This window comes from Pseudomonas sp. PDM13, from assembly GCF_025685765.1.
In the GTDB taxonomy this organism is placed as follows: domain Bacteria; phylum Pseudomonadota; class Gammaproteobacteria; order Pseudomonadales; family Pseudomonadaceae; genus Metapseudomonas; species Metapseudomonas solani.
Genome location: NZ_JAOTQU010000001.1, coordinates 184384 through 198772 on the forward strand (window position 1 = coordinate 184384; position 14389 = coordinate 198772).

Annotated in this window: 12 protein-coding genes; 1 reads left to right on the plus strand and 11 read right to left on the minus strand. The window is 68.4% G+C overall.

Annotated features, from left to right (window positions below):
- Positions 1-152: 152 nt before the first annotated feature.
- Together OEJ36_RS00920 and OEJ36_RS00925 are read right to left on the minus strand one after the other, a co-directional pair.
- Positions 153-3224 carry an efflux RND transporter permease subunit gene (locus OEJ36_RS00920; RefSeq protein WP_263400024.1) on the minus strand — a complete coding sequence of 1024 codons (3072 nt, stop codon included), beginning with the start codon at positions 3222-3224 and terminating at the stop codon, positions 153-155.
- A 6-nt stretch (positions 3225-3230) separates the two neighbouring features.
- The gene (locus OEJ36_RS00925; RefSeq protein WP_263400025.1) at positions 3231-4334 is read right to left on the minus strand and encodes an efflux RND transporter periplasmic adaptor subunit; all 1104 of its coding nucleotides are present in this window, start codon (positions 4332-4334) and stop codon (positions 3231-3233) included.
- A gap of 93 nt (positions 4335-4427) precedes the next feature.
- Here OEJ36_RS00925 and OEJ36_RS00930 point away from each other — a divergent pair, with 93 nt between their 5' ends.
- The gene (locus OEJ36_RS00930; protein ID WP_263400026.1) at positions 4428-5090 is read left to right on the plus strand and encodes a TetR/AcrR family transcriptional regulator; all 663 of its coding nucleotides are present in this window, start codon (positions 4428-4430) and stop codon (positions 5088-5090) included.
- Here the strand turns inward: OEJ36_RS00930 and OEJ36_RS00935 are convergent.
- From OEJ36_RS00935 to ppc, 9 genes are all read right to left on the minus strand, one after another.
- Positions 5068-6345, minus strand: coding sequence for a cytochrome P450 (locus OEJ36_RS00935; RefSeq protein ID WP_263400027.1), 1278 nt, complete (start codon positions 6343-6345; stop codon positions 5068-5070). The genes OEJ36_RS00930 and OEJ36_RS00935 overlap by 23 nt on opposite strands.
- Before the next feature lie 19 nt (positions 6346-6364).
- Positions 6365-7147: a class I SAM-dependent methyltransferase gene (locus OEJ36_RS00940; protein ID WP_021219477.1), complete on the minus strand. Its 783-nt coding sequence runs from the start codon at positions 7145-7147 to the stop codon at positions 6365-6367.
- Positions 7148-7218: 71 nt separating this feature from the next.
- Positions 7219-7914, minus strand: coding sequence for an extensin family protein (locus OEJ36_RS00945; RefSeq protein WP_263400028.1), 696 nt, complete (start codon positions 7912-7914; stop codon positions 7219-7221).
- 4 nt (positions 7915-7918) lie between these two features.
- Positions 7919-8746, minus strand: coding sequence for an isocitrate lyase/phosphoenolpyruvate mutase family protein (locus OEJ36_RS00950; protein WP_263400029.1), 828 nt, complete (start codon positions 8744-8746; stop codon positions 7919-7921).
- Positions 8747-8807: 61 nt separating this feature from the next.
- Positions 8808-9668, minus strand: a complete 861-nt coding sequence (locus OEJ36_RS00955) for a DUF72 domain-containing protein (RefSeq protein WP_263400030.1) — start codon at positions 9666-9668, stop codon at positions 8808-8810.
- Positions 9668-10009: a hypothetical protein gene (locus OEJ36_RS00960; protein WP_043244041.1), complete on the minus strand. Its 342-nt coding sequence runs from the start codon at positions 10007-10009 to the stop codon at positions 9668-9670. Before OEJ36_RS00960 ends, OEJ36_RS00955 begins: the two co-directional genes overlap by 1 nt.
- 110 nt (positions 10010-10119) lie before the next feature.
- Entirely contained in the window at positions 10120-10800 is a 681-nt protein-coding gene (gene tsaB / locus OEJ36_RS00965; protein WP_263400031.1) for a tRNA (adenosine(37)-N6)-threonylcarbamoyltransferase complex dimerization subunit type 1 TsaB, read from the minus strand.
- 88 nt (positions 10801-10888) lie between these two features.
- Entirely contained in the window at positions 10889-11536 is a 648-nt protein-coding gene (gene adk, locus OEJ36_RS00970) for an adenylate kinase (RefSeq protein WP_263400032.1), read from the minus strand.
- A gap of 156 nt (positions 11537-11692) precedes the next feature.
- On the minus strand, positions 11693-14329 hold the full coding sequence (gene ppc, locus OEJ36_RS00975; RefSeq protein WP_263400033.1) for a phosphoenolpyruvate carboxylase: 2637 nt from the start codon (positions 14327-14329) through the stop codon (positions 11693-11695).
- Between the last annotated feature and the right edge of the window lie 60 nt (positions 14330-14389).

Sequence of the window (14389 nt, forward strand, 5' to 3'; positions counted from 1 at the left end):
GCGGGTTTCACCCGCCCTACAGGAGGAACCCGGACGGTAGGTTGGCGCCGAGCGCAGCGAGGCCCAACGCGCGGTGCCTGAGGTGGCATCGCAACGTTGGGCCTCGTACATCAGCCCGACCTGCGGGGAGCGGTGCTCCGCTCCCCGCACGATCAGGCGCGGGGCACTTCCTTGACCCGGAACCAGGCCGCGTAGAGCGCCGGCAGGAACAGCAGGGTCAGCGCGGTGGCGACGATCAGGCCGCCCATGATGGCGACGGCCATGGGGCCGAAGAACACACTGCGCGACAGCGGGATCATCGCCAGCACAGCGGCCAGGGCGGTGAGCACGATGGGGCGGAAACGGCGCACCGTCGCTTCGATGATGGCGTGCCACTTGTCCAGGCCGGCGCTGATGTCCTGCTCGATCTGGTCCACCAGGATCACCGAGTTACGCATGATCATCCCCGACAGGGCGATGGTGCCGAGCATGGCCACGAAGCCGAAGGGCTGGCGGAACACCAGGAGGAACAGGGTCACCCCGATCAGCCCCAGGGGCGCGGTGAGGAACACCATCGCCGTACGCGAGAAGCTCTTCAACTGCAGCATCAGCAACGTCAGCACCACGACTATGAACAGCGGCACGCCGGCGTTCACCGACTTCTGCCCACGGGTCGAGTCTTCCACTGTGCCGCCCACGTCCAGCAGGTAGCCGCTGGGCAGTTCGGCGCGGATCGGCTCCAGGGTCGGCAGGATCTGCGTCACCAGGCTGGCCGGCAGCGACTTGTCGTAGATGTCGGCGCGCACGGTCACGGTAGGCAGGCGGTTGCGGTGCCAGATGATGCCTTCCTCGAAACCGTATTCCAGGGTAGCGATCTGCGACAGGGGCACGCTCTTGCCACTGTCGGTGGGCACCGCCAGGCTCGGCAGCAGGGCCAGTTCCTGGCGCTCACGCGAGGTGCCGCGCAGGAGGATGTCGATCAACTCGTTGTCCTCGCGGAACTGGCTGACCGTGGAGCCGGTGAGCGAGCTCTGCAGGAAACGCGACAGGTCGGCGGTGCTCACGCCCAGGGCGCGGGCGCGGTCCTGGTCGATGTTCAGGCGCACCACCTTGCTCGGCTCTTCCCAATCCAGGTGCACGTTCACCACATGGGGGTTCTCGCGCACCTTGTCGGCCACCTTGCGGGCGTAGGCACGGACTTCGTCGATGTGCTCGCCGGAAACGCGGAACTGCACCGGGTAGCCCACGGGCGGGCCGTTCTCCAGGCGCGAAACGCGGCTGCGCAGGCTGGGGAACTCATCGTTGAGCGTCTGGATCAGCCAGCTGCGCAGGGCCTCGCGGTCCTCGATGGTCTTGGCCAGCACCACGAACTGGGCAAAGCTCGCCGCCGGCAGTTGCTGGTCCAGCGGCAGGTAGAAGCGCGGCGAACCGGTGCCCACGTAGGCCACGTAGTTATCCACACCCGAGTGTTCCTTGATCATCTTCTCCAGGCGCGTCACTTCGGCTTCGGTGTTGCTCAGCGAGGAGCCCTCGCCCAGCTTCAGGTCGACCATCAGTTCCAGGCGCCCGGAAGCCGGGAAGAACTGCTGGGGCACGAAGCGGAACATGGCGATGGCGGCGACGAAGGCCACCAGGGTCAGCACGATCACCGTCTTGCGCCGACGCACGCACCACTCCACCACGCGCCGCACGCGCTGGTAGAAGGGCGTCGCGTAGGGGTCGTGGGCGCCGCTGCCGCCATGCTTCTCGGCGTGGCGCTTGGCCAGGTCCGGCAGCAGGCGGTCACCCAGGTAGGGCACGAAGACCACGGCGGCGATCCAGGACACCACCAGGGCGATGGTCACCACCTGGAAGATCGAACGGGTGTACTCGCCGGTGCCCGATTGCGCGGTGGCGATGGGCAGGAAGCCAGCGGCGGTGATCAGGGTGCCGGTGAGCATGGGGAAGGCCGTGCTGGTCCAGGCGTAGCTGGCCGCCTTGAGCCGGTCGTAGCCCTGCTCCATCTTGATGGCCATCATCTCCACCGCGATGATCGCGTCGTCCACCAGCAAGCCCAGCGCCAGCACCAGCGCGCCGAGGGAAATCTTGTGCAAGCCGATGCCCAGGTAGTACATGGCGGCGAAGGTCATCGCCAGCACCAGCGGGATCGACAGCGCCACCACCAGGCCGGTGCGCAGGCCCAGGGAGAAGAAGCTCACCAGCAGCACGATGATCAGCGCCTCGGTGAGCACGCGGACGAACTCGCCCACGCCGGTCTTCACCGCCGCCGGCTGGTCGGAGACCTTGCGCAGCTGCATGCCGGCCGGGAGGGTTTCCTGCAGGCGGGCGAACTCGCCTTCCAGGGCCTGGCCGAGGATGAGGATGTCGCCCCCCGCCTTCATCGAGACCGCGAGGCCGATGGCGTTTTCACCCATGAAGCGCATGCGCGGCGCGGGTGGGTCGTTGAAGCCACGGTGCACGTCGGCGACGTCACCGATGCGGAAGGTGCGATCACCCACGCGGATGGGGAAGTCGCGGATCTCCTTCACCGAATCGAAGCGGCCGCTGACGCGCAGTTGCACGCGGTCGCTGGCCGTCTCGAAGAAGCCGGCGGCGGCCACGGCGTTCTGCTCTTCCAGCGCCTGCTGCACGGCGGCCAACGGCAGGCCCAGGGTGGCGGCCTTGGTGTTGGAGAGCTCGATCCAGATCTTCTCGTCCTGCAGGCCGAGCAGCTCGACCTTGCCCACGTCCTTGACCCGCTGCAGCTGCAGCTGGATGCGGTCGGCGTAATCCTTGAGCACGGCGTAGTCGAAGCCCTCGCCGGTCAGCGCATAGATATTGCCGAAGGTGGTGCCGAACTCGTCGTTGAAGAACGGCCCCTGGATGCCCTGGGGCAAGGTGTGGCGAATGTCGCTGACCTTCTTGCGCACCTGGTACCAGAGCTCAGGGATTTCCGCCGAATGCATGGAATCACGGGCGAGGAAGGTCACCTGGGATTCGCCGGGGCGGGAGAAGGAAATGATCTTGTCGTACTCGCCGGTCTCCATGAGCTTCTTTTCGATGCGCTCGGTGACCTGGCGGGAAACTTCTTCGGCGCTGGCGCCGGGCCAGTTGGTGCGGATCACCATGGCCTTGAAGGTGAAGGGCGGGTCTTCGCTCTGCCCCAGCTTGGTGTAGGAGATCGCACCGACTATGCCCAGCAGCAGCATGATGTAGAGGACGATCTGACGGTTCTTCAGCGCCCAGGCGGAAAGGTTGAAGTTCACTCTGCCCTACTCCTTGGCGATCAGCTTCACCGCGCGGTTGGCGCGGTCCACGGGGCGGACTTCCTGGCCTTCACGCAGCACCTGGACACCGGCGGCAACCACCCAGTCCTCGGGCTTCAGGCCTTCGAGCACCGGTACGCGGTCTTCACCGTAGGGGCCGACGCGCACGGGGCGGCGTTCGATCTTCGAGCTGTCCGGGTTCACCACCCAGACGTAGGGCGCACCGGCTTCGGCGGTGAGCGCCGAGAGCGGCACCGACAGCGGCACCTCGCCGTTGGCCTGGATGTAGACGCGGGCGCTCTGGCCCAGCTCGGCGGGCACCTCGCCGGCGGTGAAGGCGATGCGCGCGGCGAAGGTGCGCGACTGCTGGTCGGCAGCCGGCGAGAGTTCACGGATGCGCCCGGGGAAACGCTTGTCGGGCTGCGACCAGAGTTCGACCGCCACCTGCTGGCCGACCTTGAAGCGGTCGATGGCGTGCTCCGGCAGGCTGATCAGCACTTCACGCTCGCCGTCGGCGGCCAGGGTGAAGACGGTCTGCCCGGCGGCCACCACCTGGCCCACTTCCGCGCGGCGGGCGGCGATCACGCCGTTCTGCGAAGCGCGCAGCACGGCATAGCCGGCCTGGTTGCTGGCCACGTTGAATTCGGCCTTGATCTGCTTCACCCGCGCCTCGCCGGAGCGGTACTGGTTTTCGACGTTGTCGAACTGCGACTGGCTGATCAGCTTGCGCTCCAGCAGCGTCTGGTAGCGGTCACGCTCGGCGCGCACCAGCTTGAGGTTGGCTTCGGCGGCGGCGACCTGGGCGCGGGACGCTTCCAGTTGCAGGCGCACATCCTGCGGGTCGAGTTCGGCCAGGGGCTGCTCGGCCTTCACCCGGTCCCCCACTTCCACCAGTCGCCGGGTGATCTTGCCGCCGATGCGGAAGGCCAGTTCCGGCTCCAGCCTGGCGCGCACTTCGCCCGGGTAGGTCACCATCGCGTCGCCGGCGGGCTGTGGCTGCACCACCATGGCCGGGCGTATCGATTGCTGGACGGTCTCGCTGTTGCCGCAGGCACCGACGAGCAAAGAGAGTGTCAAAGGCAGAGCGAGGGGCAGGACATGGCGGAACATGGTGTATGACCTTTCGCAAAAGTGCTGTTGGAATATTTATACTGCCGAGTATAGTAAAAATAGCAAACTCACCAGTCCAGTATTTAAACGCGAATGTCTGACAAAACTTTACAAGCCAGCGGCCCCGGCCGCCCCAAGGACCCGGCCAAGCGTGCGGCGATCCTCGAGGCGGCCAAGTCGCTGTTCCTCAGCAAGGGTTACGACGGCAGCAGCATGGACGCCATCGCCGCCGAGGCCGGGGTCTCCAAACTCACCGTGTACAGCCATTTCACCGACAAGGAGACGCTGTTCTCCGCCGCGGTGAAGGCCAAGTGCATGGAGCAGTTGCCGGAGCTGCTGTTCGAATTGCCCCTCGGTGGGACCATCGAAACTGTGCTACGCAACATCGGCATGGGTTTCCAGGCGCTGATCAACAGCAGCGAGTCCATCGAACTGCACCGTTTGATGGCCACCCTGGGCAACCAGGACCCGAAGCTGTCGAAGCTGTTCTTCGACGCCGGCCCGCAGCAGATCCTCAACGAGATGGAGCGCCTGCTGATCCAGGCGGACAAGGCCGGCAAGCTGCGCATCGACAAGCCGATCAACGCCGCCGAGCACTTCTTCTGCCTGATCAAGGGTGGGCACAACTTCCGCCTGCTGATCGGCTGCGCCACGCCCCTCCAGGGCGAAGAGGCCGAGCAGCACGTGCAGGAAGTGGTGGAGCTGTTCCTCCGCGCCTACCGCGCCGAGGACGTCATCCCCGCCGCACGAACCTGACCCGCGCCCGCTTGGGCCGCAGGGAGAACCAGCCCTGGGGCTCGATCGGCCCCAGCGGCTCGACGTCCCAGTGCTCGACCCACCAGGCCAGGGACACCGCCAGGTCCATCATCGCCATGGCCGTGCCCGGGCAGGCGCGGTCCCCCAGCCCGAAGGGGAAATAGGCGCCCTTGGGCCAGGTCGAAGGCTCGATGAAGCGTTGCGGGCGGAATTCCAGCGGTGCTTCGAACCAGCGCGGGTCGCGGTGGGTGATCCAACTCGACAGCATGACGATGTCGCCCTTCTTCAGCTCCTGCCCGAACACCTCCACGTCCGCCGTCAGTTGCCGGGGCACCAGGCCATAGGCCGGCGGGTAGATGCGCAGGCTTTCCTGGATCACCGCCCGCAGCAGCGGGCACTGGCGCAGGTCGGCCACGCCCTGTACCCGGCTCCAGTCCACGCCCTTGAGTTCGCCCCGCAGCGCCTCGCGCACCTCCGGGTGCTGGGCCAGCAGCAGTTGCGCCCAGGTCAGGGTCGCGCCGGTGGACTGGTGCCCCGCCATCAGCAGCGTGGCCAGTTCGTCGCGCTGCACCGCCAGCGGGCGGGGTGATTCGTCAGCGCAGCGCCCCACCACTTCCTGCAGTTGCGCCAGGGCCCAGCGCTTGCGCGGGCACAGCTTGCTGGGGAACCAGTGCCCCAGGGGGATGCCGGTGCTGGTCTCCAGCAGCGCCACCCGCGACAGCAGGCGCACCGCGCGGGCCACGCGGAAGGCGTCGGGCTCCAGGTCGATATCGAAGAGCGCGCGCCCAGTGAGGGTGACGCTGTAGGCGGCCATTTCCAGGTCGAGGTCGCGCTCGGCACCGGGCTCGATGCCCTCGCTCCAGCGCTGCGCCAGTTGCAGGATCTCGGCGGCCGAAGGCGCGGCGATATGCGGCCGCATTTCCTTGCGCCGCTCACGGGCGGGTTCACCCTCGCGCATCATGAAACTGCGCCCGTTCCACTGGCGCATCATGCACAGGCTGGGTTCCCAGCGTTTCAGGTGTTCGCGGTGGTCGACCATCAGCTCCTGCACCGCCCGGGGGTGGAACAGGCACCAGAGCCGGCTCAGCCCCATGCGCGTGACCGCCATGTCCGGTTGCTCGGCATGCACCTTCTGCAGCCAGGCCAGCGGGTCGCGCTGCATCGCCAGCCAATGGCGGGCACCGGCGCGGTCGTCACCGACCCAGGGCAGGTGCGCCAGGGTGCGGCGGATGGGGCAGCGAATGGCGTCGTCCATGGAGTCCCTTCCCTCGCGGTCAGCCCTTGCTCAGGGCCTTCTTCGGATAGATGTCGTAGCGGCTGGACTTGCCCTCCAGCGCATAGCTGGGCTTGGCGCCCTCGATGATCGGCGCCTTGCGCGGGCGCTTCACCACCACGCGGTGGCTGGCCAGCGCCAGGGCCGCCGCGAGCAGGGCCGGGGCGTCCAGGTCATCGCCCACCAGCGGGCGGAACAGGCGCATTTCCTTCTTCACCAGGGCGCTCTTGTCGCGGTGGGGGAACATCGGGTCGAGGTAGATCACCTGGGGCGCCTCGCCCTGCCAGCCCTGCATCAGCTCGATGGCATTGCCGGTGTGCAGGCGCATGCGCGTGGCGATGGCAGCCACCTCGCCGTCACCCGCAGCGCGGGCCAGGCCATCTTCCAACAGCGCCGCCACCAGGGGCTGGCGTTCGATCAGGTCCATCTCGCAACCCAGGCTGGCGAGCACGAAGGCGTCGCGGCCCAGGCCGGCAGTGGCGTCCAGCACCTGCGGGCGGATGCCCGGTTGCACGCCCACCGCCTTGGCGATCATCTGCCCGGCGCCACCGCCGAACTGGCGTCGATGAGCGGCCGCGCCCTCGACGAAGTCGACCCGCACCGGGCCCGGCGCCTGGGGCGACAGGTCCACCAGCTGCAGGCCGTCGTCACCCAGTTGCAGGGCGAAATCCGCCTCGCCGTCCAGGGGCAGCCCAAGCCTGGCCGCCCATTGGGCCGCACCTGCCTGGTGCTGCGGCGCCAGTGCGTCGACACGCACCCGGGCCTGTTCCCGCTCATCACTCATCGGTTGGATCCACTGCTTCAAGATGCTCGGCATTCTGCCAGAGCCACGCGTCAGGCGCCCGTGCGCGGCACTCAGCGGCACATGCGGAACAGGCCCATGTCGACGTGGAAGTGGTCGTGGTGGGCGGCGTTGTACTCCGGCCCCAGGGTGGTATTGAAGTGCTCGCAGGCGGCGTCGCGTACCCGGCGCAGGAAGCGCGCCTCGGTGTCATCGCCCGCCCAGTCACGCGCAACGCTGATGCGCCGGCCATCGGCCAGGCGGAAGCCGGCGATGTCCAGCGCGTTGGCCGAGGCGTGCTGGCTGCGGCGCTGGGTACCGCCGATATTGCGGCAGGCGAAGCTACCGAGGTGATCGATGCGCGCCACCGGCTGGCCGTAGAGCTCGCGGGCGACGGGTTGCAGCCCGTGGCGCTCGAACAGGGCGAAGGCCACGGCCACCTCGCAGGTGGCGATGAAGCTGCTGCTGAAGGCCAGCCCCGAGCCGCTGATGCGCACGCTGTTCTCGATGGGGCAACCCGCCGCCGGCGCGCTGTCCGGCAGCGCCGCGTATTTCAGGCTGGAGGTCTGCAGCGCCAGGCGGCACAGCGCTGGGTCGGCCTGCAGGCGCATCAGCTTGAAGGGGGTCAGCAGGTTCGGTTCATCGCGCACATCCAGCGGCGCCCAGGGGTCCCAGCGCGGCGGCAGCTGCACCCACTTCTGGTACACCGCCAGGGGTGCGCCGAGCACCAGCAGCAGGACCAGCAGCGGAATCAGCCGGCGCACGCGCACCCGCTCAGCCCTTGAACAGGTCGTTGATGCGGTTGAAGGGCATGGCCCGCTGGGTGGCCGTGAGGTCGCCGCAGAGCAGGTCTTCTGCCGCCCGGAAGAAGGCGCCGTAGGCCACCCGCGCCAGGTTGGAGCCCAGGCTGACGCGCTTGACGCCGAGCTCGGCCAGCTCCGCCAGGCCCACCTTCAAGGCCGGTGAGCCCACCAGCAGGTTGACCGGCTTGGGCGCCACTGCGTGCACCACTTCGATGATCTGCTCGCGGGTGGTCAGCCCCGGCGCATAAAGCACATCGGCACCGGCTTCGGCATAGGCCACCAGGCGGCGGATGGTGTCGTCGAGGTCGGGGTGGCCATGGAGGAAGTTCTCCGCACGGGCGGCGAAGGTGAAGGGGAACGGCAGGCTGCGCGCGGCTTCCACCGAAGCACGGACACGCTCGACGGCCAGCTCGAAGGGGTAGATGGGGGCGTCGGCACGGCCGCTGGCGTCCTCGATCGAGCCGCCCACCAGGCCGACCTCGGCGGCGAGGCGGATGGTTTCGGCGCAGGCTTCGGGGCTGTCGCCGTAGCCGTTCTCCAGGTCGGCGGCCACCGGCAGGGGCGTGGCTTCGACTATGGCGCAGGCGTTGGCCAATGCCTCCTCACGGCTCACCGCGCCCTCGGCGTCACGGCGGCCCAGGGAGAAGGCCAGCCCGGCACTGGTGGTGGCCAGGGCGCGGCAGCCCAGGGCCGCGAGCATCTTCGCCGACCCGGCATCCCATGGGTTCGGCAGTACGAGAAGTCCGGCGTCCTGATGCAGGGCGCGGAAGGTTTCGGCACGTTGGGCCTGGCTCGGCATGGCATCTCTCCCTGGTTGCAAAGGCCCGACCTTAACCCGCGCCTTGGGGATAGTGACAGCCTCAGAGCAGGTCGAGTTGTGTCGATTCCTGCTGTGCAGCGCTTTCGGCCAATGCCGGCAGGCCCGGCAGGCGGGTCATCAACTCGGCATGGAAGCGTTGCGCCTGGGCGGCCGCCAGATGGTTGTCCGGGGTGTGCAGGAATACATGGGGCACCAGGCCTTCGCCGATCCAGTCGGCCACCTTGTCCAGCCAGGGGTCGAGGTACTGCTGGTTGGCGTCCAGGTCCGGGCCGCCGATGAAGCGCACCTGGGGCGCGGCGCTGAAGGCGGTCGGGCGTACCGGCACGCGCGGCTTCTTCGATTGCGCGTGGAGCACCGCCGGGTCGTCGGAGTCGCAGGCGAACAGGGCTCGCGAATCCAGGCAGATGCGCTCCACGCCGCGCTCGTGGAGCAGGCGGTTGAGGGCCTTCTCCTCCTCGCCCCGGGCGAAGAACGCGGCATTGCGCACCTCCACGGCGAGGGCGCGGTGGGAGAAGGTGTCCAGCCAGTCCGCCAGTTCGCCCAGGCGCTGCGGCCCGAAGCTCGCCGGCAGTTGCAGCCAGAGCGGCGCCACCCGCGCACCCAGGGGCTCGAGCAGGCGCAGGAACTCCTGGGTGGCGCCGATGCGGTCGCGCAGGTCACCCTCGTGGCTGATGTCCCGGGGCAGCTTGGCGCAGAAGCGGAAATGCTCGGGCATGCGCTCGGCCCACAGCTGCAGCGTGGCGCCGGAGGGGCGGGCGTAGAAGGTGGTGTTGCCCTCCACGGCGTTGAACACCCGGGCATAGTGCTCGAGAGTCTCGGCAGGGCGGGTATCGGCGGGGTAGAAGCTGCCGCGCCAGGCGGGCTCGTTCCAGGACGGGCAGCCGAGGAAGTACGGCAGCATCAGGCGTAGAGGTCGAGCCCGAGGACTTCCGGCGCGTCGGTCTCCGACGCGAAGCTGGCGGTGGTGGCGTAGCTGGCAATGGCCTGGTTGGCGCGATTGCTCAGGTTGCGCTGCTGCACGATGTCCTGGGGGCGGGCCGGCAGGCTGTTGCTGCTGGCATTGCTGGCCTCGACCTTGCGCGGCTGGGCGGTCTGTTCGAAGCCCTGGGTGCTGGCCGGGGTGGCCGGCACGTCACGACGGGTTTCGACCTCGCGCTGCACCTCGCGGAAAGCGGTATTCGCGCTGCCCTGGCGGGGGCTGCGATCCAGCGAGATGGATGAGGTGAAGCCGTCGATGCGCATCAATGGAGGTCAGGCTGAAAAAGGGGTTGGCGAATGTGGTGGAAATCTAGCCGGATGGCCAGGGATTTTCAATCGCCGCTGACGCCCGGCAGTGCCGGCCGTCAGACCGCTCAGCGCGGCGCCTTGGGCGTGGCGACGTTGTCGCGCAGGTAAACCGGTTGGGCCTCGTCCGCCACCACCGCTTCACCGCGGGCCCAGGCGAAGGTGGCCAGGGTCAGCAGGTCCTGCGCGTGGGGCAGCAGGTCGGGCGCCTGGCCGCTCACCGCCACCGGAATGCGCGAGGCGAAGGTGCCCCAGCCGGTGCCGGCGCCGAACCACTCGCCCTGGCTGTCACGGGGCAGCTCCGCACGCTCGGGCGGCAGCACCGCTTCGCTGCCGGCCAGGCGCATCTCGCCGGCCTCCAGGCGGTAGCACCCCCAGTAGACCTCGTCCATGCGCGCATCGATGGCCGCGGCCACCTGGTGGACGCCCTGCTCGCGGTGGGCACGCTGGGCCAGCACGGCGAGGTTGGACACCGGCAGCACCGGGCGGTCGAGGGCGAAGGCCAGGCCCTGGACCACACCCACGGCGATGCGCACGCCGGTGAAGGCACCTGGGCCACGGCCGAAGGCGATGGCGTCGAGGGCCGGCAGGCCGACACCGGCCTCGGCCAGCAGGTCCTGGATCATCGGCAGCAGGCGCTGGGCGTGCTGGCGCGGGATCACCTCGTAGTGACTGAGCACGCGGCCGTCATGCAGCAGGGCGACGGAACAGGCTTCGGTGGCGGTATCCAGGGCCAGCAGGGTGGTCATCGGTGCATCCAGGTGGGTCGAAAAAGGCGCGCATTATAAACGCCAACGGCCCGCAAGCGGGCCGTTGGTCGAATCGATCGTCAATCGATCAGGAAAGCGCGGCGAGCACCTTGCCGGTGATCTCTTCCACCGAGCCAACGCCGGCGATGGCGCTGTACTTCGGGGTGCCTTCGGCAGCGGACAGCTTCTGGTAGAAGTCCACCAGCGGCTTGGTCTGCGAGTGGTACACGGACAGGCGATGACGCACGGTGGCTTCCTTGTCGTCGTCGCGCTGGATCAGGTCTTCACCGGTTTCGTCGTCTTTGCCAGCGACCTTCGGCGGGTTGTGCTCCGTGTGGTACACGCGACCCGAAGCCGGGTGCACGCGGCGACCGGCGATGCGGCCGACGATCTCTTCGTCGTCCACGGCGATCTCGACCACGTGGTCGATGGTCACGCCAGCTTCCTTCAGGGCTTCAGCCTGGGGAATGGTGCGCGGGAAGCCATCGAAGAGGAAGCCGTTGGCGCAGTCGGGCTGAGCGATGCGCTCCTTGACCAGGTTGATGATCAGGTCATCGGAAACCAGGCCGCCGGCATCCATCACGCTCTTAGCCTTCAGGCCGAGCTCGGTGCCCGCCTTGACCGCTGCGCGCAGCATGTCGCCGGTGGAGATTTGCGGAATAGCGAACTTCTTGGTGATGAAACCAGCCTGGGTACCTTTTCCGGCACCGGGCGCCCCCAGCAGAATCACGCGCATCGATGTGCTCCTCAAGATTGTTTTGAAGTCTCGGATTCGCCTCTTGGGGCCAATCTCAGTATCGGGTTTCGGCGTCGTTGAGCGGCCAAAAGGTTGATCAAGATACACAGCACCCCTATGCCGCACAAGCCACCGAAAGTCGGATAAGAAGCCCCTTCAACCGGTGTTCCGCAGGCCTGCCGCAATGCCCGCCACACTCACCAGCAACGCCTGTTCCAGGGGGCCTTCGGCACTGCTTTCGGCGCGCCTGGAACGGGCCAGAAGCTCCGTCTGGAGCAGGTGCAGCGGGTCGAGGTAGGTGTTGCGCACACTGATGGCCTCGCGGGTCTCGGGACTGGACGCCAGAAGCTCGGACTGACCGGTCACCCCTAGTACGGTCGTACAGGCCTGCGACAATAGGTCGCGTAGATGCGCACCCAGCGGCAACAGCTGCTTTTCCACCAGTCGCGAGTCATAGAGTTCGGCGATGTTGCCGTCGGCCTTGGCCAGGACCATTTCCAGCATATCGATGCGGGTGGCGAAGAACGGCCAGCGCTCGCGCATCTCCCGCAGCAGCGCCAGCTCGCCCCGCTCCACCGCGCTCTGCAGCGCCCGCTCCCAGCCCAGCCAGGCCGGCAGCATGAGGCGGGTCTGGGTCCAGGCGAATATCCAGGGGATCGCCCGCAGGCTTTCCACGCCACCGGCGCGGCGCTTGGCCGGGCGGCTGCCCAGGGGCAGGCGGCCCAGCTCCTGTTCCGGCGTGGCCTGACGGAAGTACTCGACGAACTGCTCGTGCTCGCGCACCACCGCGCGGTAGCCGGCCACGCCTTCGGCGGCGAGGCGGTCCATTTCAGCGCGCCAGGCGGGCTCGGGTTGCGGCGGCGGCAACAGGGTCGCCTCCAGCACCGCCGCCAGGTAGAGGTCGAGGTTCTGCACGGCGACGTCCGGCAGGCCGAACTTGAAGCGGATCATCTCGCCCTGCTCGGTGGTGCGGAAACGCCCCGCCACCGAACCCGGCGGTTGCGACAGGATGGCCGCGTGGGCCGGGCCACCGCCACGCCCCACAGTGCCGCCGCGGCCATGGAACAGCAGCAGCTCGACCTGATGCTGGCGGCAGGTTTCCACCAGCGCTTCCTGGGCGCGGTACTGGGCCCAGGCAGCCGCCGTGGTGCCGGCGTCCTTGGCCGAGTCGGAGTAGCCGATCATCACTTCCTGCGGGCCGTGCAGGCGCGAGCGATAGCCGGGCAGGCCCAGCAGCCGATCGATGGCCGGGGCGGCGTTGTCCAGGTCGGCGAGGGTCTCGAACAGCGGCACCACGCGGATCGGCCGCTGCAGCCCGGCTTCCTTGAGCAGCAGTTGCACGGCCAGCACATCCGAGGGCGCCCCGGCCATGGAAATGACATAGGAGCCCAGGGAGGCCGCCGGTGCCGAGGCAACCACGCGGCAGGTGGCGAGCACCTCGGCGGTTTCGGCGGAAGGCTTGTGATGGGGCGGCAGCAGCGGGCGGCGGTTGTCCAGCTCACGCTGGAGGAAGGCCAGGCGCGCGTCCTCGTCCCAGGCCGCATAGTCGCCGAGCCCCAGGTAGTCGGTGATTTCCGCCAGGGCGGCGCGATGGCGGGCGGAGTCCTGGCGCACGTCCAGGCGCACCAGGAACAGGCCGAAGCAGGCCGCGCGGCGCAGGCAGTCGAGCAACGCGCCATCGGCGATCACACCCATGCCGCAGGCGTGCAGGGAGTGGTAGCAGAGCTCCAGGGGCTCCAGCAGTTGCTGGTTGTCCTGCAGCACCTCGGGGCCGGCCGCCACCTCGCCATCCAGTGCCGCCTGGGCCCAGGCGCGGGTGGCGCGCAGGCGCTCGCGCAATTGCTTGAGCAGCGCCCGATAGGGCTCGGGGTGCACGCCCACACGCACGCGCAATTCATCGCTGGCCTGGTGCATGGACAGCTCGGCGGCCAGGTGGTCGACATCACGCAGGTAGAGGTCGGCGGCCATCCAGCGCGCCAGCAGCAGCACTTCGCGGCTCACAGCGGCGGTGACATTGGGGTTACCGTCGCGGTCGCCGCCCATCCACGAGGCGAAGCGCACCGGCGCGGCGGTCAGCGGCAGGTGCAGGCCGGTGGCCGCATGCAGGGTGCGGTCGGTCTGGCGGATGAATGCCGGCAACGCGTGCCAGAGGGAATGCTCGATCACCGCGAAGCCCCATTTGGCCTCGTCCACCGGCGTCGGCCGGCTGCGGCGGATCTCGTCGGTGAACCAGGCCTCGGCGATCAGCCGCTCCAGGGCGGTGTGCACCTTGGCGCGCTCGTCGGCGCTGAGGTCGCTGTGGTCCTGGGCCGCCAGTTGAGCGGCCATGGCGTCGTACTTCTGGATCAGCGTGCGCCGCGCCACCTCGGTGGGGTGGGCGGTCAGCACCAGCTCGATATCCAGCCGCGCCACCTGCCGTGCCAGTTGGTCCGGCGAATGCCCGGCGGCGCCCAGGCGCTGCAGCAGCTCGGGCAGCACGCGCTTCTCGAAGAGTTCGGGTTCCTGCGGCCCGCGCCGACGGATGCGGTGGTACTGCTCGGCGATATTGGCCAGGTTGAGGAACTGGTTGAAGGCCCGGGCCACCGGCAGCAATTCATCGGCAGTGAGATCGTCGAGGGCCTCGTTGAGCTGCTGCTCGCCCTGCCGCGAGCCCTTGCGGGCCGCCTTGGCGCCCTTGCGGATGCGCTCGATCTTTTCCAGGAAGGCCTCGCCCTGATGGGCGCGGATGGTGTTGCCCAGCAATTCGCCGAGCAGGTGAACGTCTTCGCGCAAGCGTGCGTCGATTTCCGCCATGACAGGCTCCCCAGAGAGATGTCGAGCCCCCAGAGTGCCGAGGGCGCCATCGACTTACAA